The organism is Methylovorus sp. MP688 (assembly GCF_000183115.1).
In the GTDB taxonomy this organism is placed as follows: domain Bacteria; phylum Pseudomonadota; class Gammaproteobacteria; order Burkholderiales; family Methylophilaceae; genus Methylovorus; species Methylovorus glucosotrophus.
On sequence record NC_014733.1, the window covers coordinates 413,804 to 437,729 of the forward strand.

Annotated in this window: 16 protein-coding genes and 1 riboswitch; of the genes, 5 read left to right on the top strand and 11 right to left on the bottom strand. The window is 55.8% G+C overall.

What is annotated here, in order from left to right:
• Positions 1 to 68 precede the first annotated feature (68 nt).
• The 4 genes from groL to MPQ_RS02070 form a co-directional block, all read right to left on the bottom strand.
• Positions 69 to 1,712 (bottom strand): chaperonin GroEL, encoded by a 1,644-nt coding sequence (gene groL, locus MPQ_RS02055; RefSeq protein ID WP_013441225.1) that lies wholly within the window; start codon positions 1,710 to 1,712, stop codon positions 69 to 71.
• Between the two features lie 45 nt (positions 1,713 to 1,757).
• Entirely contained in the window at positions 1,758 to 2,048 is a 291-nt protein-coding gene (gene groES, locus MPQ_RS02060) for a co-chaperone GroES (protein WP_013441226.1), read from the bottom strand.
• Positions 2,049 to 2,355: 307 nt separating this feature from the next.
• The gene (locus tag MPQ_RS02065; RefSeq protein ID WP_013441227.1) at positions 2,356 to 3,780 is read right to left on the bottom strand and encodes a DUF6056 family protein; all 1,425 of its coding nucleotides are present in this window, start codon (positions 3,778 to 3,780) and stop codon (positions 2,356 to 2,358) included.
• A gap of 535 nt (positions 3,781 to 4,315) precedes the next feature.
• A complete protein-coding gene (locus MPQ_RS02070; RefSeq protein ID WP_013441228.1) occupies positions 4,316 to 5,737 on the bottom strand; it encodes a bifunctional diguanylate cyclase/phosphodiesterase in 1,422 nt (473 codons plus the stop codon).
• A 262-nt stretch (positions 5,738 to 5,999) separates the two neighbouring features.
• Positions 6,000 to 6,084, bottom strand: a riboswitch (cyclic di-GMP riboswitch).
• Between the two features lie 382 nt (positions 6,085 to 6,466).
• On the opposite strand from MPQ_RS02070, the gene MPQ_RS13815 reads away from it, so the two are divergent.
• From MPQ_RS13815 to MPQ_RS02090, 3 genes are all read left to right on the top strand, one after another.
• A complete protein-coding gene (locus tag MPQ_RS13815) occupies positions 6,467 to 7,141 on the top strand; it encodes a hypothetical protein (RefSeq protein ID WP_148225250.1) in 675 nt (224 codons plus the stop codon).
• A 225-nt stretch (positions 7,142 to 7,366) separates the two neighbouring features.
• Complete coding sequence (locus tag MPQ_RS02085) at positions 7,367 to 7,858, top strand: aminoacyl-tRNA deacylase (RefSeq protein ID WP_013441231.1); 492 nt, start codon at positions 7,367 to 7,369, stop codon at positions 7,856 to 7,858.
• Between the two features lie 206 nt (positions 7,859 to 8,064).
• Positions 8,065 to 10,299, top strand: coding sequence for an ATP-dependent DNA helicase (locus MPQ_RS02090; RefSeq protein WP_238525330.1), 2,235 nt, complete (start codon positions 8,065 to 8,067; stop codon positions 10,297 to 10,299).
• Between the two features lie 58 nt (positions 10,300 to 10,357).
• On the opposite strand, the gene MPQ_RS02095 is transcribed toward MPQ_RS02090, so the two are convergent.
• Positions 10,358 to 11,482, bottom strand: coding sequence for a DNA topoisomerase IB (locus MPQ_RS02095; protein WP_013441233.1), 1,125 nt, complete (start codon positions 11,480 to 11,482; stop codon positions 10,358 to 10,360).
• A gap of 221 nt (positions 11,483 to 11,703) precedes the next feature.
• On the opposite strand from MPQ_RS02095, the gene MPQ_RS02100 reads away from it, so the two are divergent.
• Positions 11,704 to 12,030 (top strand): hypothetical protein, encoded by a 327-nt coding sequence (locus MPQ_RS02100; RefSeq protein WP_013441234.1) that lies wholly within the window; start codon positions 11,704 to 11,706, stop codon positions 12,028 to 12,030.
• On the opposite strand, the gene MPQ_RS02105 is transcribed toward MPQ_RS02100, so the two are convergent.
• The gene (locus tag MPQ_RS02105) at positions 12,031 to 13,446 is read right to left on the bottom strand and encodes a PLP-dependent aminotransferase family protein (RefSeq protein WP_013441235.1); all 1,416 of its coding nucleotides are present in this window, start codon (positions 13,444 to 13,446) and stop codon (positions 12,031 to 12,033) included.
• 127 nt (positions 13,447 to 13,573) lie between these two features.
• Between MPQ_RS02105 and ccoG the strand changes: the two genes are divergently transcribed.
• A complete protein-coding gene (gene ccoG, locus MPQ_RS02110) occupies positions 13,574 to 15,013 on the top strand; it encodes a cytochrome c oxidase accessory protein CcoG (RefSeq protein WP_013441236.1) in 1,440 nt (479 codons plus the stop codon).
• Between the two features lie 29 nt (positions 15,014 to 15,042).
• Here the strand turns inward: ccoG and MPQ_RS02115 are convergent, their stop codons facing one another.
• The 5 genes from MPQ_RS02115 to MPQ_RS02135 form a co-directional block, all read right to left on the bottom strand.
• Complete coding sequence (locus tag MPQ_RS02115) at positions 15,043 to 17,259, bottom strand: EAL domain-containing protein (RefSeq protein WP_013441237.1); 2,217 nt, start codon at positions 17,257 to 17,259, stop codon at positions 15,043 to 15,045.
• Between the two features lie 9 nt (positions 17,260 to 17,268).
• Entirely contained in the window at positions 17,269 to 19,473 is a 2,205-nt protein-coding gene (locus MPQ_RS02120) for an HDOD domain-containing protein (protein ID WP_013441238.1), read from the bottom strand.
• A gap of 395 nt (positions 19,474 to 19,868) precedes the next feature.
• Positions 19,869 to 22,280: a TonB-dependent receptor gene (locus MPQ_RS02125; RefSeq protein ID WP_041361957.1), complete on the bottom strand. Its 2,412-nt coding sequence runs from the start codon at positions 22,278 to 22,280 to the stop codon at positions 19,869 to 19,871.
• Positions 22,281 to 22,394: 114 nt separating this feature from the next.
• Positions 22,395 to 23,387, bottom strand: a complete 993-nt coding sequence (locus MPQ_RS02130; protein WP_013441241.1) for a FecR family protein — start codon at positions 23,385 to 23,387, stop codon at positions 22,395 to 22,397.
• A gap of 2 nt (positions 23,388 to 23,389) precedes the next feature.
• Positions 23,390 to 23,917, bottom strand: a complete 528-nt coding sequence (locus tag MPQ_RS02135) for a sigma-70 family RNA polymerase sigma factor (protein WP_013441242.1) — start codon at positions 23,915 to 23,917, stop codon at positions 23,390 to 23,392.
• Positions 23,918 to 23,926 lie beyond the last annotated feature (9 nt).

Sequence of the window (23,926 nt, forward strand, 5' to 3'; positions counted from 1 at the left end):
AAAAAGCCCCGGTTTCCCGGGGCTTTTTGCTTGATGGCGAGGCTTGCAGCCTCTGCATCAGGGCTTGATTACATCATGCCGCCCATGCCACCCATACCGCCCATGTCGCCGCCGCCCATCGCAGGCGCGTCTTCCTTAGGCAGTTCTGCAACCAGTGCGTCGGTGGTCAGAATCAGGGATGCAACAGAAGCTGCATTTTGCAGTGCGGAACGGGTTACCTTGGCTGGGTCCAGAACGCCCAGTTCAACCAGGTCACCGTAAGTGCCGTTGGCAGCGTTGTAACCGTAGTTACCCTTGCCTTCCAGAACCTTGTTAACCACAACAGATGGCTCGTCACCAGCGTTAGCCACGATCTGGCGCAGAGGCTCTTCAATCGCGCGCAGCACGATCTTGATACCAGCGTCCTGATCAGCGTTGTCGCCCTTCAGTTCCTTGATGGCAGCGCGAGCACGCAGCAGAGCAACGCCGCCGCCAGCCACGATACCTTCTTCAACAGCAGCGCGGGTAGCGTGCAATGCATCTTCCACGCGTGCTTTCTTTTCCTTCATTTCGATTTCGGTAGCAGCGCCAACCTTGATCACAGCAACACCGCCAGCCAGCTTGGCTACGCGCTCTTGCAGTTTTTCACGGTCGTAGTCGCTGGTAGCGTCTTCGATTTGCTTCTTGATCTGGTCAATGCGGCTCTTGATGGTGTCTTCAACGCCAGCACCGTCGATGATGGTGGTGTTTTCTTTGCCCACTTCAATCCGCTTGGCTTGGCCCAGATCATTCAGGGTCACGCTTTCCAGCTTCAGGCCCACTTCTTCAGCAATCACGGTACCGCCGGTGAGGATGGCGATATCTTCCAGCATGGCCTTGCGACGGTCACCAAAGCCAGGAGCCTTGACAGCCACAGTCTTCAGGATGCCGCGGATGTTGTTCACTACCAGGGTAGCCAGGGCTTCGCCTTCGATGTCTTCTGCAATGATCAGCAGAGGACGGCCAGACTTCGCTACTTGCTCCAGGGCTGGCAGCAGGTCACGAATGTTGGAGATCTTCTTGTCGTGCAGCAGCACGAATGGATTTTCCAGCAGGGCGATTTGACGCTCTGGGTTGTTGATGAAGTAAGGAGACAGGTAACCGCGGTCAAACTGCATGCCTTCAACCACGTCCAGCTCGTTTTCCAGGCCGGAACCGTCTTCCACGGTGATCACGCCTTCTTTGCCTACCTTGTCCATGGCATCCGCAATGATCTGACCGATGTCAGCATCGGAGTTGGCGGAGATGGAGCCCACTTGAGCAATTTCCTTGCTGGTGGTGGTTGGCTTGGAGATCGCCTTGATTTCTTCCACGATCGCCACAACAGCCTTGTCGATACCGCGCTTCAGGTCAGCTGGGTTAAAACCGGCAGCAACGTATTTGAAGCCTTCACGTACGATGGCTTGAGCCAGTACGGTAGCGGTGGTGGTGCCGTCACCAGCGTTGTCGGAAGTCTTGGAAGCCACTTCCTTCACCAGTTGTGCGCCCATGTTTTCCAGCTTGTCCTTCAGCTCGATTTCCTTGGCAACGGATACACCGTCCTTGGTCACGGTAGGGGCGCCGAAAGAACGCTCCAGCACCACGTTACGGCCTTTAGGACCCAGCGTTACCTTAACGGCATTTGCCAGAATGTTCACACCGTTAACGATTTTGGCACGTGCCTCATCGCCAAAAATTACTTGTTTTGCAGCCATTGTTAATTCTCCTGAATCTAGATTCGGTTAAGGGATGCGTCGCAATTAAGCTTCAACAACGCCCAGAATGTCTTCCTCACGCAGTACCAGCACTTCTTCGCCGTTAACCTTCACAGCCTGGCCTGCATACTTGCCGAACAACACCTTGTCGCCCACTTTCACATCCAGAGCGATAGCCTTGCCGCTGTCATCTTTCTTGCCAGGACCAACAGCGATCACTTCGCCTTGATCGGGCTTCTCAGCAGCAGTATCTGGAATGACGATGCCGGATGCTGTTTTACGTTCTTCTTCCAAGCGCTTAACAATCACGCGGTCATGCAATGGACGAATTGCCATGAGTTACTCTCCTTGATTAAAGTCATTTTTTGACATTGGGTTGATCAGAATTCGGGTCGGGATGGATGCTGTTAGCACTCATGCCTATAGAGTGCTAATAATAAGGGCGGGGGTGGGTTTTTTCAAGAGAGGGGAGGGATCTTTTTGGAATGCCGGTGGATTCGTAAGCGTTTGCTGTGCAGGTGCAGCCTCTGAGGATACGGGAGCGACCTCCCGTTTTAGGTCTGCAGTTCCATATGCATCGCCACTGACACATGATGCGGTGTGTCAGTGGCGATGGCTCAACTGCATGTTATCGGCTGGTGCCTTATTGCGGTTTGGTCACGACTTCGCGCAATTGAAAATAATCAGAAAAGCAGCGATTTTCCCAATGGGTAGGGTCCGCCGTGATATCGCTGAAAAAGGTAATAGGCAGCAAGTGGCGAGAATAGGCTGATACCTGCAGCTTGCCATCGGTTGATGCCTGGGCCGTGGCAAAGCGCTGCTGCATGAAAGAGTGCAAATCCTGACTGGCTTGTACCTGCACGATGACTTCTCTCCATGACTTGTGGGGGTAAGTGATGAAGGTAGCCAGCAAGCCAATCATCAACACGGTTATGGCGGCGATGCCATAGGTTCTTTGCCAGGACAATCCAGGCTGATCAGATTGTGCGAGGTAATTCAGGTAAGTAAATCTGGCGATAAAGAAGGCCATGACGATAATCAGCATGAAATCCTGCGTTTTTGTCCGGCTGGGGCCGAGGTCGCCCATGATGTATGCCCGCGCAAAAATACCGGCCCACAGGGCTGCGAACAGGGCGATTGCAATGGTGATGGTGTCAGGACGCGAAATCCTGCTCAGTGGGTTTTTGAACGGAAACAGCTCCATGAATATACGCCACAGGACGACCAGTGCCAGAAATGCGAAAAGGTAACGCCGTATGATCAACTCAAGTGCCAACCAGGCAGCTTGAAGGATGCTGGTCTTGTCCGGCATCAGCGCGGCGCGCAAAAAGTTGCCTGGGGCGAGGCCTGCGATCAGTCCGCCGATAATGGCGGCCAGTAACACCCAGCCCAGACGTTTGTCATGTTCGCGCAGGTAATAGGCCAGGGTGAGTGACCCGAGGAATGCAATATTGGCGAGCAGGGCGCCTTCGTTGCAACCTGCAAGCAGAAGGGCCCCGCAACTCATCAGGCCCACTCTGGCTGGGGTAAGTACGGTCTGATTGGTGTAAACCTTTACCGTCTCGGTAATCACTAGCAGGAAAAGGCCGCAGGCAACGCCATAGGTTGCGCCACCAGATAGCCAGAATAAAGACTGCCTGAGCTGAAAGAACGCCATTAGGAGCACAAAAAAGCCCAGCACCATAAAAAAACGCGACTGGGCAAACGCCCTCACAAAATGAATGGTCGCGATGAGATTCAGCAGCAGGATGAAGAAGGGAACCGCGTAATAGTGCTGCAACAACAAATGTGCAGAGCCAGCAAATCCCGAAATAAGAAATGTGCTGAGATAGCGCCCACTCCAGTGGTGGTAGATGTCAATGACATTGCCAACGAGGCCATGTACATGCTCGCCATATCCATAACAAAAATCATCGACTGATGGCACGGCATTCAATGCGTTAAACACCAGCCACATTAGAAAAACAATGGCTGTTAATAGCCAAGTGATACGCACCGCGCTCAACACCCGGGTCGCCGTGATGTCGGCGTGCAGGTTCGAAGGTTGATAGGTGGTGGTGGGCGTCATGCTGCGGCCGCCTCGGTTGCACCATGATTCGATGCCAGGCTGGTCTCGCAGCTTGTATGGTAGTTAAGACAAGTGACGGATGAAACTGGAAGAGTTTCAAGTCGAATATGCCCATGCGTCTGCGCACGGACGTGGATACTGATAAATGCAATCACTGCATTCCCCTGAAAATAAAGTAATAAGTGGTCGAGCTAGTGTTTTATGGCGCCTCTCTATCGGAGGCTGCATCTGCTTCAGGCTGGTCAGAAAAGCGTGCGTGTATTAGCCTCGCTAAACTGGCGATGCACTGCGCAGTGCGCGTAGCTTAAATCAATTGCCCTAACAATTGTTAAGCTATGTAAATTTTTTGTGATGTGGTCATGCCAAGGCTTGCCTGAAACGGATTGCACGCAGGTGCCAATCGTTGCTGCGTTCCATATGCGATCACGAAGTGATCAAACCAAAGCTGAGGATCGGTGCTGAGGAGAGAGAGGCGGATTCTCTGAACGCTACCTGGAAAATAAATCCAGGCAGCGTTTTATCCGCCTCCGCTATTCTATAGAAGACTTAATTGCGCTTTTAGCTGAATATTGGCGTGTGAAAGGTGAAATGTAGGCAGAAATTGCTCAAATGCCTCGATCGGCAGGGGCTTGCTGAAGAGATACCCTTGATATTTCATGCAGCCTTTATTCAGCAGGTAATGCAGTTGCTCGATGGTTTCCACCCCTTCGGCAATCAGCATCATGTTGAGGTTTTTGCTGAGCACGACCAGAGTTTCCACAATCGCCTTGTCGCTCTCGTTGGTCAAGAGATCGCGCACAAACGATTGGTCTATTTTCAACTGTTCAAATGGCAGGTGCTTCAGGTAGTTGAGCGAGGAGTAGCCAGTGCCAAAGTCATCCAGTGACCAGCTGATGCCGAAGGCACGCAGGGCTTTCATCTTCTGGATGGTGGTGTCGACATCCTTCGCCAGCATGCTTTCGGTGAGTTCGAGTTTTAGCTGCGCGGGCGTGGCGCCGCTGCGCATCACGATCTCGATGACTTCCTGCACGAAGTCGGGCTGCCTGAGCTGCGATGCGCTGACATTCACCGAGATGCTGAGATGCGCCATGTTGGGGTCTTTAGACCACTTGACCAGTTGGGCGCACGCTTCTTTCAGCACCCATGTGCCAATGGGCTGGATCAGGCCGGTTTCTTCGGCTGCGGCGATAAAGACGCCCGGGGGAATCATCCCGCGCACGGGATGTTGCCAGCGTAGCAGGGCTTCCGCCCCGAAAATATTGCCTACGGCATCCACCTGCGGCTGATAATGCAGGCGGAACTGGCCTTGCGCCAGCGCCGCACGCATATCGGCATACAGCGAATGACGCGTGGAAATGTCAGTTTGCATGACAATCAGCGCCACACCCAGAATCGCGAGTGCAGCCAGGTTGTTAATCCATGCTCCCAGCAGGCGAATCTCCTGATCGGCGATCAGCTCGGGTTTGACGATGCCGATGTGAGAGCTCGCAAAAATCAGGCAGCACGCCAGCAAGGTAAATGGCAGCACCAGACGCAGATAGAGATTTTCCTTGCGAAATATCAGCGAGGCGCCCGCCGCCACCGGCAGAAAATACATATGAACCGAGCGGGGGACATCCTGCGTTGGCACATCCAGCCAGCAGATCACGCAAAGCATTACCAGCAACCCATGCGACATGCTGATCGCCACCAAGCGCTCGCGCCCGGCGTTGATGAGAATGAGGGTGTAGATCCCCAGGGCAATCAGAATGGCATGGGACGCCATCAACAGCCATTTGCCATGACAAAGATAATAGGCGCCCCACATGCTGCAGAGCATGATCAGCGACCATCCGCCAATCGCCAGCAACATTCTTACCCGCAGGTTGTGCGGTTCCTGTGCATAGGGTGGAAGCTCGTGCTGCAATAATTTGAACAAGAACCGTAATGGCATCGGCAGGCTATTCAGATGGGGCATGGCACATTGCCCCTGGCGAACGATACGGTCGCGATGGCATCCGCCTCCATCAGAAAAGCCGCCAGGCAATCTGCAGCGGGTCGAGGTCTCATTGCCAGTCTGGTAATCACTAACTACTTTCCGTTGAATTTATCTCCAGCCACGCCACGCAGGGCGATAGCCGCCTGACAGCCAAGCCTCAGCTCACGCTGGGCTCACATGTCTGATGCGGGTGATACATCATGGAAATTGTAAAACGCCGAATACATTCACCCTTGCGGTAAACGGCAGTCCCGCTACCGTAGGCATATGCCCTTAGGTCGGAAACTTTGCGTCCCTGCCTTTCAGCAGGTTTGCCTTTCAATAACGGCGGTCAGTTCATCAAACTTTGCCGGGTATGTCAACTCTGCATCCTGCAATTTCACCCAGTATCACTCTGGAAATAACGCTTGAGATGAATTTTTCAGAGTTATTTTATATCCGCATGACTTCCTTAAGCTGCCTCTAGTAATTATCAAAAATGGATGTTTCCCCATTGTTAGTGATTTTGCACACATGACAATGGTTGATTGTGGCATATATTTTTTTGCCCATTCTTATACGGAGTGCCCGTGTAAATCTCGGGGATAGAGATACTTTTAATCAATATCTCCAATTTTATGTTGGCACTTAATTTAATTAGCCCTTCATTTAATTAGCCCTTCTTGGCTAGTTATGTTTCAAATTCCTCACTTAAATTTAAAGATAAATATGAAAATCAATGGTTTGTGTGTAAGTGTTGTCGCGTTGGTGCTTTTTGGATGTGCATCAACCCCAAAAATTTCTGAATCGGATATAAAAACATTACTTCAAGGACCTGTTCAGATAAATATACCTGCACCAATTGCACTTTCAGAGCGTACCAAAGCACGTGCGATAGGCAATTTTGTGGCGTCGTCGGTAGCGGGGAGCGTTGCAGGAAGTACTGGAAACGCAAAGACCTTAGGGCAGATGCAAGCTAATCAGCAAATTGGGAGTCAGTTTGGTAACCAGCTCAATCAGGCTTTACCAAAAGGGGTTTCAGTTACAAAAGGCGGAGGTGTTAATACTTTGCTAGCCAATAAGTTGAAAGATGAGTTCGCAGAAAAAGCTTCAGCAAATCCTGATCTTGAGATCCAGCTCAACGTTAATACCAGACAATGGGAGTTGGAATATGTAGGCCTTCTAAGTAGTGACTACAAGCTTAACTATAATTTGGAGGTCAATCTTGTTCGAGTACAAGGTGGGAAGTCATCTGTTCTAAAATCATGGGCATGCATGGGTAGCGCTCCAGAGTTAAAAACTTATGAGGCGTGGATTAAAGATGATTATGTTGCTGTCAACAACCAGGCAGTAAAAGTTTCTGAGAAATGCATTTCCGAATTCAAAAAATCAGGGTTGTTATAGGTGGAACTATTTTCACGATTTAGATAAATGGGTTGCGGTGTTTTATGTGAGTAATGATGGCTTCCAAATGAGGGTTAATGGTAGCCAATATCTCAAAGGTACCAGCATCGCCTGCAAAAGTTAATTGTTGGGTAAGCAGCTTTACAAACGATAAAATGGACTCTATAACGAAGTGTATATTTTCAATGGTGTAGCAGCCATTTATCGAAAAGGACATTACCTCCCATGACAATCCAATCCACCGTCACCACCCTGCTCGAAAGCAAAGGCATCGCTTTCAAGATCATCGAAATCCCGCTTAGCGAAGACAAAAAGCCTATCCGCAGTCTTGAGGAGTTGCTCTCTGCGCAGGGGTTGGATCCGCAGTCGGTGGTGCGCAGTGTGGTGTTCAAGGGTGAGCAGAGCGGGTTTTGCCTGCTGGCGGTGGCGGGTGGTGGTCGTGCGGATTGGGCGTTGTTGCGTAACTTTCTGGGGGAGCGCAAGTGCCGCATGGCGGAATATGCCGAGGTACCGGAGGCGACCGGGTATGTGGTCGGTGCGGTGCCGCCGATTGCCTTGCCTGAGGGCTTGCGGGTGCTGGTGGATAACAGTGTTTCTGCGTATGAGACGGTGGTGATCGGCAGTGGCGTGCTGGGTTATGCACTGGCCTTGAAGTCGGCGGATTTGCTGAGTCTGTTGCAAGACAAGCCGCAGGGTAGCTTCGTCAAGGTCGAGTAGTTTATCGGGGTGGTATCGCGGGCACGCCTCGTTCGCTTCGCGATACAATAAGGCCTCACGCCAGTGAGGTGGAAAATCGTGATCCCCTCTCGTCTGGTCCTCCACATTGCCTGACCCCACAAGGATGCAACATTAAGCTCGCTCCCAGCCTGGTCGTTTCCGAAAATCCTGCGGATCCGTTCCGGTACATTATTTCTGTGCGTGCCATGTGCGATCTGGTTGCCCGCCGCGGTGATCTGGATCAGCGCTTTACGCCTGCGCCCACGGCGCTGGAGGGGATGATGGGGCATACCTCGGTCACGTCCAACCGCAATGCGAGCTACGAGACCGAGATTGCACTCACCGGCGAGTACCAGAATATTTTTGTGCGGGGCCGGGCCGATGGTTATGACCCGGAGTTGAACCAGCTGGAGGAGATCAAGACCTTCAAGGGCCTGCTGGAGCGCATGCCGGAAAACCATCGCTTCCTGCATTGGGCTCAGGCCAAGGTATATGCCGCGCTGCTGTCGCAGGAGCGCGAGCTGCGCGAGATCAATACCGCGCTGGTGTATTACAACGTATCGAGCAAGACGGAAGAGCCGCTAAGCGAGCTTTATACGGCGGAGGCGCTGGCGGCGTATTTCAACGCTCAGTGCGCCCAGCTGCGCACCTGGGCGGACCGCGAGGTGGCGCATCGTTTGCGCCGCAACCTGCAGCTCACGGCCTTGCAGTTTCCGCATCCCACTTTTCGCACCGGGCAGCGCGTGCTGTCGGAATCGGTATACAAGACCGCGAGCCTGGGAAAATGCCTCATGGCGCAAGCCACCACCGGCATCGGCAAAACGCTGGGCACGCTTTTCCCCCTGCTGAAAGCCATGCCGGAAAAGAAGCTGGACAAGATTTTCTTTCTTACCGCGAAAACCTCCGGACGCAAACTGGCGCTTGATGCCATCCATGTGATTCACGCGGCCAACCCTGACCTGAGCTTGCGCACGCTGGAACTGGTGGCGCGCGAAAAAGCCTGCGAACATCCCGACAAAAGCTGCCATGGCGATTCCTGCCCGCTGGCCAAGGGTTTTTACGATCGCTTGCCGCAAGCGCGCATACAGGCGCTTGAGCGCGGCATGATGGACCGCGAGGCACTGGCGGCGGTGGCGCGTCAACATCAGATCTGCCCTTATTATCTGGCGCAGGATCTGGTGAGCTGGAGTGATGTGGTGGTGGGCGATTACAACTACTACTTTGATCTTTATGCCGTGCTGTATGCGGGCACGGTGATGAATGAATGGCGCGTAAGCATCCTGGTGGATGAGGCGCACAACATGATAGAGCGCGGCCGCAAGATGTATAGCGCCGAGCTGGATCAGCAGATGTTTGAAGCCATGCGGCAGGAAGCCCCCAAGTCGCTGAAAACGCCGCTGGAGAAGCTCAGCCAGGCCTGGAGCAGCATGGTACAGCAGCAGGTGGCGCCGTATGAAGTCTATCCGGCGATTGAGGAAGACTTTGAGCTTTCCCTGCAGCGGGTAGTCACGCGCATTACCGATTATCTGGCGCTGCACCCGACCGATAATGCCGCCAGCCTGCTGAATTTCTATTTTGATGCGCTGCAGTTTGTCACGCTGGCCGATGCCTTTGGCCCGCATTGCATGTTTGATATCACGCTGAAACAGGGCCGCGCTAATCTGTTGCAGGCAAACACGGTGCTGTGCATACGCAATATCGTGCCCGCCCCATTTCTCAAAACACGTTTTGACGCCGCGCAATCGGCCACGCTGTTTTCCGCCACGCTCAGCCCTTCGCATTTTTACAGTGACATGCTGGGCCTGCCGGATAAAACGCCGTTTATCGATGTGCCATCGCCATTCAGCCCAGAGCAGCTGGACGTGCGGCTGGTGACGCATATTTCCACGCGCTATCTGCGGCGGCGCCACTCGGTGATGCCGATAGCCCAGCTCATGGCCAAACAATACAAAGCCCGGCCGGGCAACTATCTGCTGTTCGTGAGCAGCTTTGATTATCTGCAGCAGGTATACGAGCTATTCAGCGAGCGTTATCCCGATATTCCGGTGCGACAGCAATCGCGCATGATGACGGAGCAGGACAGGGAAGCCTTCATCAATCGCTTTACCGAAACCTCAGAAGGCATTGCGTTTGCTGTGCTGGGCGGCGCTTTCGGTGAGGGCATCGATTTGCCGGGTGATCGGCTGGTGGGCGCCTTTGTCGCCACCATAGGCTTGCCGCAGATCAACGAGGTAAATGAGCAGATGCGGGAACGCATGGAAGAAATATTTGGCGCGGGTTATGAGTACACCTATCTCTACCCCGGCCTGCAAAAAGTGGTACAGGCGGCGGGCCGTGTGATCCGCACGCGTGAGGACACTGGGGTCATCTACCTGATTGATGATCGCTATTCGCAGGTCGAGGTGCGCGCCCTGCTGCCCACCTGGTGGGATATCCGTTAAGGCTTTGGGCCCGGGTTGCCTGGTGTTGAAGCCGCCCGATCCCGCCACTCAACCTTCGTCAGGCCGCTTCGCTTTTTCGTGCATCGGCTATCTGCCGTTGCAGCAAATGCAGCACATGCCGCTCAATGGCATCCAGCGCCCATGGGGCATCCTTATCCGTGGTTTCCTGCTCCACGGCCTCCAGTAATTTCCCCGCCATATAGGTTTCGATAATCAGCGGGTGCACATAACACTTGCGGCAGATGGTGGGGGTATTGCCCAGCTTGCGGGCGGCTTCGGTGATGGCCTGCACCACATTCTTTTTGGCCTGGGTCTGGTTTTCAAAGGCATCCAGCGTGGTGAGCGATTGAAAGGTATGCAAGGTGCCAGACCAGGTTCTGAAATCCTTGGCGGTATAGTCGCGACCGGTGATGCTTTTGAGATAGGCATTCACGTCCGATGAACTCACCGCATGGCGTTCACCGGCGTCATCCACATACTGAAACAGCGCTTGCCCGGGCAAGTCTTTCATCTTGCGCACCAGTCTGGCGAGCCTGGCGTTCTGCAGCTCGATGGCATGTTCCACCCGGCTTTTGCCGCGGAAGTGAAAGGCGATGCGGCCGCCTTGTACATCCACATGGCGGTTGCGCAGGGTGGTGAGGCCAAAGGAGCGATTGGTGCGGGCGTATTCATCATTGCCGACCCGTATCATGGTTTTTTCCAGCAGGGCGATGACCAGCGCCAGCACTTTCTCCCGGCACAACGCTGGCCTGGCAAGGTCGGCATCTACCTGTTCGCGTATCAGCGGTAAATGCAAAGCGAAATCCAGCATGTGCGCGTATTTGGCTTCATCGCGGATGGCGCGCCACTCCTTGTGGTAGCGGTACTGCTTGCGGCCCTTGGCGTCTATCCCCGTAGCCTGGATATGCCCATTGGCATACGGGCATATCCACACGTCTTGCCAGGCGGGCGGAATGGCGAGTGCCCGGATGCGCGCCAGATGCGTTTTGTCATGCAAGGGGCGGCCTTGCCGGTCCACATAACGAAAGCCCTTGGCCATGCGCTTGCGGGCAAAGCCCGGCGTGCCGTCATTCACATAACGCAGCCGCGCAGCTTCGGCAGAGAGCGCCATGTCGCCATGCAATTCGGCGCCAAGGGCGTCGTTGAGCTGTACCGTACATTCATCAAGTGGGGTATCGGGCATTGCATGCTTTCAACGGAGGTATGTGTACTTGATGACCCGCCCAGGCAGCGAAAAGTGCCATAAGAAAAGCGCGGCCATTGCATACAGTGGGCCGGGGATAATGTATGAGAGCTGAGCGAGGCGAAGGTATCTGCTCCGGTTTTTTTTGCAGGAACTGCATCTGTTGGGGTTAGGCTCCCTGTTTTATGATGTGCCTTTCGTTGATAGCGGCTGGGGCAGACATGCAGATTGTGGCAGTAACCAAAAAAGATCAGGACTTGCTGTTTGCCTCGGGCAATACCTTGCGCATTTCGGTGGAACGCATGTTTGAGGTTGGTATTTACGAGGGTGTTGCCGAGGTGGCACGTATTCGCTTTGAGGCCTTGTCGTCGCTGAATAACCTGGAATTGCCACCTTTGTATCGTCTATCCGCCGCGTCGGTGACGGCCGCCATGCCGCGCGAGCAGCTGGCCGATGCCGGTCGCGCCGCTATTGCCTTGTTTCAGTATTACACCAATGGCAGCGTGCGCGTGCCCGATGAGATGCAGGCGACGCTGGCACTGGCCTGATTAGCGGATATGCTCGGGAATCAGCCTCGCCACCGTGTGCAGGGCCTGCTCGATTTCGCTGGTCCATTCATGGCCGTAATTCAGCCGTATATATTCTGAAAACTGCCGCTGCGCCGAGAACATGGGGCCGGGGGCAATGCTGATGCCCAGCTCCAGACAGTGCTGATGCAGCGAGAGCGCATCAGTACCTTCCGGCAGTTTTAGCCACAGAAAATAACCCCCCGCCGGACGCGTGAGCTGCGTGCCAGCAGGGAAGACCTGCTCAATGGTTTCAATAAAGCGAATCTGCTGCATCAGCAGGGTGTGCCGCAAGGCACGCAGGTGCCGGTCATAGCCGCCCATGGCGAGATAGGCCGCCAGCGTTTGCTGCACCGGTGCCGGTGCGGCGAGCGTGGTGGTGAGCTTGATGCGCTCTATGGTTTTGGCAAAGCGGCCTGCCGCTACCCAGCCCACGCGATATCCCGGTGCCAGACATTTGGAAAACGACGAGCAATGCATGACCAGCCCCTCGGTATCAAATGCCTTGGCCGGCTTGGGGCGCTGTTGTCCAAAGTACAGTTCGCCATACACATCGTCTTCTATCAGCGGCACCTGATAGCGCTGCAGCAAGGCCACCAGAGCCTGCTTTTTATCTTCCGGCATCAGGCTGCCCAGCGGATTCTGAAAATTGGTCATCAGCCAGCAGGCCGCCGGTTTGTGCTGCTCCAGCGCCGCCGCCATTGCATCGAGATTAACGCCGGTTTTGGGGTGGCTGGGGATTTCAATGGCATTCAGCCCGTTACGCTCAATGGCTTGCAACGCGGCATAAAAGGTCGGGCACTCAATCAGGATGCTATCGCCGGGTTTGGAGACCGCGGCCAGGCAGAGATTCAGCGCTTCCAGCGCGCCATTGGTAATCACGATGTCATCGGTGGGTACGCTGAAACCATCGATCATATAGCGCACGGCAATCTGGCGGCGCAGGTTTTCATCGCCCGGGCTCAAGTCGCGCACCGAGCTCCACGGGTCCATGTGCTGGGCGATGGAGGCCATGGTGCGGCCCAGTTTTTTCAGCGGAAACAGCAAAGGGCTGGGAAAGGCAGACCCCAGTGGCACCACCGTGCGATTGCGGGTGGCACCCAGGATATCAAACACCAGCTCGCTCACATCCACCGGCGTCAGATAAGGATGCGCCACCGGGTGCGCGGCCAGCTCCGGCAGGGTTGAACTGCCGCCGCTGACGTAATAGCCAGAGCGCTCTTTTACCGTAATCAGGCCGCGCGCTTCCAGCAGGTAATACGCTTCAAACACGGTAGACGCATTCACCGCATGGCTGGCGCTGGCCTGCCGCACCGAAGGCAGTTTATCGCCCTTGCGCAATACACCGGTGCGTATGGATTCGGCAATCTCTTCCGCCAGTTTTTCGTATTTTTTCATGGCTGGGCCTTGCTGCTGATCATGCAGGTAGTATAAATCTGATATGGTTTTTTATATAGTTTCTGCATCTGTTTTATCTTGCTGGCGAGTTTTAACATGGCACACACTCAAATGAATGGAGCCAGCCATGCAAGCGGTTATTGCCGGTGCTGCCAAGCCCGCCAGAAAAATCATTCCCATCGTGCCGTATGCGGTCAAGGGCAAATATCGCAACCTCAAGACCGGGATTCTGCTTCTGGCCTACACGGTTTATTTTGGCCTGCCCTGGCTCACCTGGCATGGCGCGGCGCGCAGTGGCCAGCCCTTGCTGTTTGACCTAGCCAATTCGCGCTTCTTTTTGTTTGATATCGTGATCTTCCCGCAGGACCTGATGGTGCTGATGGCGATCATGGTCATGGCGGCCACCATGCTGTTTGTGTCGGCGGCGCTGTATGGCCGGGTGTTCTGCGGGTTTTTCTGCTTCCAGACTCTGTGGACCGATGCCTTCCGCATGATAGAAGGCTGGGTGCAGGGCGAAGCACAAGCCCGTATCCGCTTGATGAAACAACCCTGGGGCCTGGAGAAAATCGCCAAGCTGGGGTTGACCCATGCGCTCTGGCTTGTCCTGGCGCTGGCAACCGCCGTGACCTTTACCCTGTATTTTGCTGATGCCCGCCAGCTGATATCCGCCATCTGGGAGGGCCGTGCGCCCATGGCGGCCTATACCGCGATTGCCACCATCACCGCCACTACCTATGTCGCCGCCGGCTTTGCCCGCGAGAACATCTGCCGCGTGGCTTGCCCCTATGGCAAATTCCAGAGCGCCATGCAGGATCCGCTGACCAAAACCGTGGTCTACGATGCTGCCCGGGGTGAACGCACCCAAGGCCGCCAGCCGCCTGCCAAAGCGCTCAAGGAGCCGGGCTCTCGCCAGCAGCAAGGCGTGGGTGACTGTATTGATTGCGGCTATTGCGTCAATGTCTGCCCCACCGGTGTGGATATCCGCAAAGGCTTTCAGATTGACTGCATTGCCTGTGGCTTGTGTATTGATGCCTGCAATACCATCATGAAATCCATACAGCTGCCGACCGGCCTGATTGATTTCCGCCAGGCCGCGGCCGTCGAGCCTGCGGCCAAATCTGCCACCATCAGCTTTGCCAGCCGCCTCAAGCAATATGGCTATCTGGGGCTGATGGCATTGGCGATTGTCTTCTTTGCCTACAAGATTCAGCACCTGGAGCCCTTTGTCGCCAATATCCAGCAGGACCAGCCGCTGGTGACCCGCATGTCCAATGGCGATCTCAAGAGCCGCTACATCGTGCGCCTCACCAATAAAGAAGCCCAGGCGCAGACCTATGTGCTCACCCTGCAAGGCTTGCCGCCCGATGCTTCTCCTGCGCGGCATGTGATGCATGTGCCATCCGGCAAGACCTACGCCAGCACGTTCAGCATTGTGGTGTCACCGCAGGTAGCGCAAACCCTGCAAGGCTTCACCGCCGTGATTACACCCATGGAAGCGCATGAACGCGCCGAGCCTGAACAAGCGCAGGAATTCAGTCTGGCGTATTCATCAGGCCAGGCTCGGTAATGACAGGGATGAAGGTGATGCGTGTTGCCCTATAACAAGGGCAGCATCTGTGGCGGCGCGGGGACATCCTGAAATAACAGGGAAGGATTGTGCAGTACCTGCGTCATTTCCTTGGCGGGCAGGGGTTTGCTGAACAGGAAGCCTTGCATCTTGGTGCAGCCCAGGGATTGCAGGGTGTGCATTTGCGGGATGGTTTCCACGCCTTCGGCGATGAGGTCGAGCTTGAAGCCGTTGGCGATGCCGGCAATCGCCGAGATGATGGAGGCGTTTTCGCTGGTGCTGCTGATGTCGCTGACAAAGGATTTGTCGATCTTGACGCTATGGATGGGGAAGCGACGCAGGTAAGCCAGCGAGGAGTAGCAGGTGCCAAAGTCGTCCAGGGCGATCTTGATGCCGTGGCTGCCCAGCTCTTTCAGCTTGCTGATGGAGCTTTCCACATCGCGCATCAGGAGGTTTTCGGTAATCTCGATTTCAAACAGGTCTTCGCTCAGCTGGTGGTGGCGTATCGGCGTCAAAATGCGGCTGACAAAGGCATCTTCTTCCACCAGTTGCGGAGAGATGTTGATCGCCAGGCTGAAGTTGTTGAGCCCGGCATCCTGCCATTGCCGCATCTGCACGCAGGCTTCTTCCAGCAGCATTTCACCCAGGGCGTGGATAAGGCCGGTTTCTTCTGCCAGCGGGATGAATTCCAGCGGCGAGACCAGGCCCAGCTCGGGGTGATGCCAGCGCGCCAGGGCTTCGAGGCCGATGACGCAATGACCATCCAGATGAATCTTGGGCTGGTAGTAGAGCACGATCTGGCGTTTTTCGATGGCGCGCCGCAGCTCGTTTTCCAGCGACAGCTTTTTGTGGAACATGCTGTTCATGCTTGGATCGTAATACTGGAAGCCATTCTTGCCGCGCCATTTGACGTGGTACATGGCAATGTCGGCGCGCTTGATCAGGTTCTCGATGGAGTCGCCATGGTCCGGGTAAATGGCAATGCCGATACTGGATGAGATGAAGATTTCGCGATCATCCAGCATGAAGGGGCGTTTCAGCTCATCAAAAATCTTCTGCGCAATCACCGTGGCATCGTCGGGCTGATTCAGCTCGTGCAGCAGCATGGTGAATTCATCGCCGCCCATGCGCGCCAGCGTATCCTGCTCGCGCATGCAGTTGCGCAGGCGTGCCGCCACTTGCTTCAGGAGCTCATCTCCATACAGATGGCCTAGCGTATCGTTCACCCATTTAAAGCGGTCCAGATCCAGGAACATGATCGCCAGCTTGTGCTTGTTGCGCTTGGCGTGATGGATGGCTACGGTTAAGCGGTCCTTGAACAGCATGCGGTTGGGCAGGTCGGTCAGCGTATCGTGATAAGCCTGGTGCGTGATGGCCTGCTCGGCCTTCTTGCGCTCGGTAATATCGCGCGCCACGCCATAGGTGCCATTGAATGGCGTGCCATGTTCCGGGTGCGTGCCATAAATGCCCATGGCATTGATGACCACCGTGATGTAGTTCTGCTCGGGCTGGCGGCGTTCACTGCGGCGCTCCTGGCAGCGCAGGCGCAGCTCCACGTTCTTGGCGGCGCGGTTGCCGGTGCGGCGCTCGTTGAAGGCGTGGTGCGCGCGCTCGTAGTCCTCTTCATGGATCAGCAGCGTGTAGTGCTTGCCCAGCATGGTCTCGCGTGAATAACCCAGCAGGGTTTCCACGCGATTGTTGATGAAGGTGAAGTTGCCGTTGTCATCCAGCGTGTAGATGATGTCGGGCGAGCTGTCGATCAGGTACTGGTAGAGCGTTTCTGATTCTTCCAGCCGGGCGTGGATGGATTTGTTCTGCAGCTCGAGCCGGGAGTGTTCCAGCGCGTTTTCGATGGTGCGCAGCAGCTCTTCCGGCTGATAAGGCTTGCGCAAAAAGTCATAGGCGCCGTGGCGCATGGCGTCAATCGCGGCATTCAGGGTTTTGGTGCCGCTGATGACGACTACGGGAATGCGTTGCTTGCCCTTGGGCAGTTGCATCAGCACCTCATGGCCGGTCATGCCCGGCATGGAAAGGTCCAGCAGCATCAGGTCAAAGCGCTGCTCGGCAACGAGATCAAGCGCGGCAAAGCCAGAGTTGCACACGTGGGCGACATAGCCATGAATTTCGACCAGGTATTTCAGGCTTTCCGCCAGCCGCACATTGTCATCGACAATAAGCAGCCGCGCCAGCGGCGCTGTTTCGGCAACCGGCTTGGGTGAGGCGTTGATGGGGTAGATGCTCGACATGGTGCCCTTTTATTCCATTAATGCCAGATCGCTGGCTTCGGATTGCAGAGGCAGGCGCACGTCAAAGCTGGTGCCCTGGGGGGATGTACGGCAGGCCATGCTGCCATGCAGGGATTTGATAATGTCGTTGCTGATGGTGAGCCCGATGCCGCCGTGGTTGCCGCCCTTGGTGCTGGTTTGCGGGCTGAACAGGCGAGCCATCACCTCATCCGGGATGCCGTGGCCGGTATCGCTGACCTGAATCAGCAGCATGGGTTCTTCGCCAGCCCGGTTCTCCACATGGGTGGCAATGGTCAGCGTGCCGCCATTCGGCATGGCTTCGGCGGCATTGCGGATCAGATTGACCAGCACTTGCCGCAACTGATACGGAATGGTGGTGACTTCGGGCAGGTTCGGATGCAAGGCTTCCACTACATCCACACCGGCGGGTTCCAGGTAAGTCTGCCGATGCAGGGTAATCAGGTCCAGCACCATCTGGTTGATATCCACACTGGCGGCGCTATAGCTTTGGCCATTGGAATACAGCTCGCCGATCATGACGCCGATACGGTCGATCTCCTCATTGACGATGCTGATGTCATCGCTTTGCATGCCGTTTTTCAACATGCGCTGCTCTAAAATCGCGAGGTAGTTTTTAACCGTGGTGAGCGGGTTGCTGGTCTCATGTACAAACCGTCGCAGGCGCTCTTTTTGCGCTTCGCCTGCCAGCATGTCATCGGCTGGTTGTCCGCTGGCGGCCAGGCGGCTGGCGGCAATACGGGCAAGGGCGGTGGGGATGGACATTTGCGTGTCCAGCAGCAGAAACTCGGGCTGATCCAGCGCCAGCACCATTACGCCCATGGGCTTGCCTTTCAGCATCATGGGCACGCACAGCATGCCGGCGGCATTGCTCATGCGCATCATTTGCTTGTCTGGCAGGGTGGCCTTGCTGCCACGGAAGGCTTCAAAACTATGGCGGGCCGCCTGCGCAAGCCAGGTATCGGCAATCAGGCTGACATCCTGCTGGGTCGGCAGAATGAAATCGGCCACCCACTTCTGGTCTGCCTGCAGCGGCTTGCCGATGAGGGTGTTCTGGGTTTCATTGGGCACAAACAGCATCAGCTGCTTGCTGTGGCAAATCAGCCGCGCCAGCTTTTGCAGTTGCAGCAGCAGGGCTTCTTCATCCGGCTGCTGGCTGAGCGTGCTTTCCATGTGGTTGATCAGCGCATTGCTTGCTACGCCTTGCATCAGGCGGTCATCAATATTGGACGACGGCGCAAGCGGCGCTTGTGCGCGGTTGCCCAGCGCACCCAGCAGGGCTTCGATATCTTCGGCTTCCGGGGCGCTGTCCATGCCCAGCGCTGGTTTTTCGGCTTCCAGGTTAAGCGAGATCGCCAGCACATCAATCTGCTGATGGCTGATGCTGACAATTTCATCCAGCGCGGTTTCGCTCAGGTTGAACCAGCGCTCGGCCAGTTCGGCCAGGGCGGGTTTGTCACGGATATTCTGCTGTGCCAGCAGATTGGCCAGGTAGACAATCTTGATCAGCGCCGGCGAATGTTCCAGCTGTGCGGCTGGAAGATGGTGATAGGCAATCGCATCTTCCAGGAAGGACTTCACCTGCCAGTTTTTGATGACCCAGGCGCCCAGCTCGCAATGGTCGATGCCAAAGCGCGCGGCTTCACTCTCGATGTAGTTGGGCAGGGATTCGTCGATGGCAAAAAACGCCTGGTACTGGGCATTGAATCCACTCAGCAGCCCCAGGCGGCCAATATCATGCAGCAGCCCGGAAATATAGGCTTCGTCGGTAGAAACCGCGCTGGTGCGGGCGGCCAGTGCCTTGCACAGCAAGGCGGTGCGCAGCGAGTGATACCAGTAACTGGCGAGATCCTGCTGATTGCTCTTGAAGTAATCGCTCAGCATGCGCTGGAAGATAATGCTCAGGGTCAGCGTCTTGACCAGGTCCCAGCCCAAGTTGGAGATGCCGCTGTATACCGACAATACCTGGGTGCCGCGCTGGAAGGCCGCCGAGTTGGCTACCTGCAGGATGCGGGCACTGATCACCACATCCATTTCCATCAGGTCCGCCAGCTTGCGCATGTCGGTATCTTCATCCTGCAGCATTTCCAGAATGCGCGTCAGCACCTGCGGAATAGACGGCAGCGCACTGATCGTGACGTGATTCAGCACGATCTGCGCGTGATGGTCCGGCGTATATTGAGGCGATTGCTGCATGGGTTTATGGATTCAATGTCCGCGTTTTATAAACAGGCTACAAAAGGGCGGGACGCAAGAATCGTGCTCGCAAGGCGCATGCTATATAGACCCCCCTTGGAAAAACGCAATTAAACTACGTAAAATTTTCTGTTAAAAAGTGATGTTTTTTTATAATTTGCCAACAAATTAAGGCACTTATGCCAAATTATTAAACCACAATGTATCATTGTGTGAATAAAGAGACAATACCGTGTCTTATCCCACAATTAATTTTTAGGATTTGTGTTATCCAACGGCGGTCGGGCGCAAAGAAATGTGGTGCCGAAATCCCGTACTGACTGACCAGATTTCGACGTTGCCATGCTGGGAGGGAAACTGCCCGGTTTGGTGCCGGGCAGTTGGGTAGGTGGAGATTAGAACTGCATCTGTGCCGAGAAGGCCAGGCTGCGCGGGGTGCCAAGGTAATAGGAGTTCAGCCAGTAATCCTTGTCGAACAGGTTATTCACATTCAATCGCAAGGTCAGCGGGCGATTAGACACCGTGGTCTGATAACGCGCGCCAATATCGGCCGTGACATAGGATGGCAGACGGTCCTTGTTGGCATCATCCGCATATTGCTTGCCGGTGTAGTAAACCCCGCCGGTGAGCGTCAGCCCCTCAACGCCAGGAATCTGATACTCGCTATAGACCTTGGCAAACTGCTGCGCGACATTCACCGGCACATTCCCTGCATTTTCCGATTTCTTCACCGTGGCATCCATTAGCGTCAGGCCGGTAATCAGCGTCAGCCGGTCTGTGGCTTTGCCGGTAGCACCGAGTTCTATGCCCTTGTGGTTCTGACGGCCATTCTGGCGATAGGTGCTGATACCGTCTGCCACATCAATGTACTGGTATGCCTTTTCGATTTCAAAAATAGCGGATGTCAGCAATATCTTGCCCACACTGGCTTTCAGGCCGAACTCCTGCTGGCGGCTGACCATAGTCGGCATGACGGCATTGGCATTAGACACGCTCGTTGGCGCGCGACCACCAGCTTCCAGCCCTTCGATGTAGCTGAGATAAGACGTCAGCCACGGCATGGGTTTGTATATCAGGGAAACCGCAGGTGAGGTACGGCTCTTGTCGTAGGAGGAGGTCTTGCTATTTGCTTCGTCGTAGGTGAGCGACAGGATGCGGCTGCGGTTTACCCCGGCCAGCATGGACCATTGCTCGTTGAAGGTCACCAGATCGCCCAGCATCAGATTTTCATTGATATCGCGGCCCTGGGTATAGAGCGACTCGGTGTTCGCTGCAAAGGCGGGCTGCCCAACATAGGTCGGGCTGCTGATGGAGAATGGTCCCAGATAGTTGTTGGAGCCGCTGCTGTAATTCGATCCACGGTAAAGGTCGGAATTCATGTAGTAGCCGGTGGTGACCTTGTGCGAAATGCTGCCGGTATCAAAGCGGATATCGGCAAATGCCTGCCCGGCATTGTATACATCCTCGGTATCGTCACTGGCCAGGGCGAGCTGCCGGTAAGTCGTTGCCGATAGCGGGTAGTTGTACGTCCCCGGATTGCCTTCACGGTTGATGTAATCTCGCATATAGGCACCGCGCAGGGTGACATGGTCATTCAGCTGATAGGTGAGCTTGCCCATCAGCTTGGTGTTGTGAAACTCATCGCCTGTCCATTTCTGGCCCCAGTTCTTGCTGCTGTCCGGGGCGGAGGGGCGCTGTACTCCACTTCCAGCATCCACATACCAGTAGGCCGAGGTGCCGTCGATTCGGTAGTGGTTGTAAGCTGCATTCAGCTCCAGCAGCAGCTTGTCGGTGATCTGCCAGTCGATGGCGCCGCTGACCAGCTCGCGCTGTATGCTCTGATGATCCACTGCCGTGCCGCCATCCTGCTTGACCACGTTTAGCCGATAGCCGGCGCGACCTTCGTCGTCAATGCGGCCGCCAAAATCGCCATGCACATAGGCCTGGCTGCCACCGTAGTTCCCTACCGTCACGCTGTTCAGCCGCTCTATGGTCGGGCGTTTGTATACGAAATTGATCATGCCGCCGGGGCTGGCTGCGCCATATAAAAAGCCGGAAAGGCCATTCAGCACTTCCACCCGTTCCTTGTCTTCCATGGTGGCAGCGTGGTTGTAGGCGCGGCGCATGCCGTCTTCGGCCGTGTTGTAACCGCCAAAGCCGCGAATATTCACATTGGGGCTGAAGCCCGTGATCTGCGGCGTGGTGGTGCGAGTCGATGGGTTCAGCTTGTACACATCGTCTGGCGATTGTGCCTGGATATTCTGGATCAGCTCCTGCGGAATCACGCTCATGGCATAGGGGGTATCCTGCAGGCGCATGCTGCCGAGTGCGCCGACGGAGGAGATGGTCTTGACCCGATAGCCATCTGCGGCCTTGCCTTCTTCCTGCACGTTAGCGCTGGATTCGTTGGCGGCTGACACGCTGACTTCAGGTAGCGTGGTAGGCTCGGCATGGCTTTGCGGTTTTTCCACATTGGCGGGATTGGGCTTGAGGGTGTAACTGCCATTGCTGCCTTTTACCGCCTGCAAACCGCTGCCGGCCAGCAGCGCGGTCAAGGCGTCTTCCGGCTGGTATTGCCCATTGATAGGTTTGGCCTGCTTGTTGCGCACCAGGTCGGCATCCACCCCGATCAGCATGCCGGTTTTGGCGGCCAGCTCGGTGAGGGCTTGCCCCAGTGGCTGGGCGGCGATCTGCAAATGGCTGGCAGTGCCGGTGTCGGCGGCGTGGGCCTGCGTCATCTGGCACAGGCACGCCACAATGGCGAGATGTAAAAGTGAGGCGCGGCCCCACGCTGGAGATGTTGTCATATGGACTCCCTGAGTTTGGTCATTGGAATTGAGAAGCTCTCAACTCCAATGACCGCGCTGAGGAAAAATCGGGCAGTCAGGAGTATTCGTCCCTTATATAAATCCTATAGAACGCTACCGATCCGACGCAGGCTCGTTGCCGGCATCGACCAGCACGATGTAGTTCGAGTAGCGCTGAATGCGAATGGGCAATGCCTGTTGCAGGATGCTGAGCGCCTTGTCGCTATCATCGGTGGGCAACACCCCGGTAAAGCGGAAGGCTTGGGTATTTGTCCTCAGCTTGAGCAGGCCGGGGCGGTATTCCGCCAGCCGTGCGATCACGGCACTGAGTGGTGCATCTTCAAACACCAGCCGTTGCATGTGCCAGCTATCTGCCAGGGCAGGCGCTGGCATCAGGGTGTATGCCTGCTGGGCGTCAAAGCGTAGCTGTTCGCCTGCATATACTTTGCTGATGGTGGCGGAGTGGCGCGGCTTCACAGCGACCGTGGATTCCAGCACGGTGACGGTGCTGCTATCGGCATCCTGCCGCACCAGATAACGCGTACCCAGGGCTGTGGCCGTGCCATCGCGATTTTCCACGATAAAGGGGCGCTGCTGCGGATCGTGCGCGACTTCGGCCAGCACTTCGCCCTCGGTCAGGCGTATGGTGCGGGTGTGGGCATCAAAGCGGATATCCACGGCGCTATGTGTATTCAGGGTGATGCGGCTGCCATCACTCAGGCTGATCTGGCGAATTTCGCCGGTCGATGTACGTTCATCTGCCAGCCAGTAGCGGGTGGTGGGCAGTTGCAGGCCGCCCAGCAGCAGCAAGGCACTCAGGGCGGTGCCGATCAGCGCCTTGCGCCTGCCCTTGCTGCGTTTTGGTTTCGCAGTGTCACCATGGTCCGCCAGGCTTTGCCACAGGGTTTGCATCTGACGAAATATCTCGGCGTGGCCAGGGTGCTGCTGTTGCCATGCCTGGCAGGCCGTCTGCAATGCGGCACGCTGGGTGTCGCTTTCGGCCTCGGATAACTGAATCAGCCATTCTGCGGCCTGCTGGCGTATCTCGGCCATGCGGGGCTGTGTCATCCCGGCGGAGGAGGCTGGCGTTGGCATGTCGTCGGGCATGATCAGGGCGCGCCGGGGTAGAGCCGGGCATGGCAATGCACCAGCGCCCGCGACAGATATTGCTTCACGCTGCTTTCCGAGACTTGCATGGTGGCGGCGATCTCGCGGTATCCCAGCCCATCGACGCGAGCAAGCAGCAGGGCGCGCCGCGCTTTTTCATCCAGCTCTTCGCTCAGCATCAGCAATACCTGCGCCAGCAATTGCCGCGCCGAGCAGATGGTTTCCGGACTATGGCTGCTGTCATCGGCGTTGAGCAGCGCCACGGCTTGCAGGGTTTCCTGCTCCACCTGCCGCTTGCGGAATTCATTGATCATCAGCCGGTTGGCCGTCACCAGCAGGTAAGCCCTGGGCTCGCGAATGTCGGGGATGTTGTCCAGCGCCAGCAGGCGGCTGAAGGTGTCGTGCGAAATATCCGCTGCATGGTGCGGGCAGCCCAGCTTCTTGCGCAGCCAGCCCATGAGCCAGCCCTGATGGTGGCGATAGAGCAGGCTTAACCATTGATTGCGCAGATGAATCTGGGGACTCAGCATGGTCGTGGC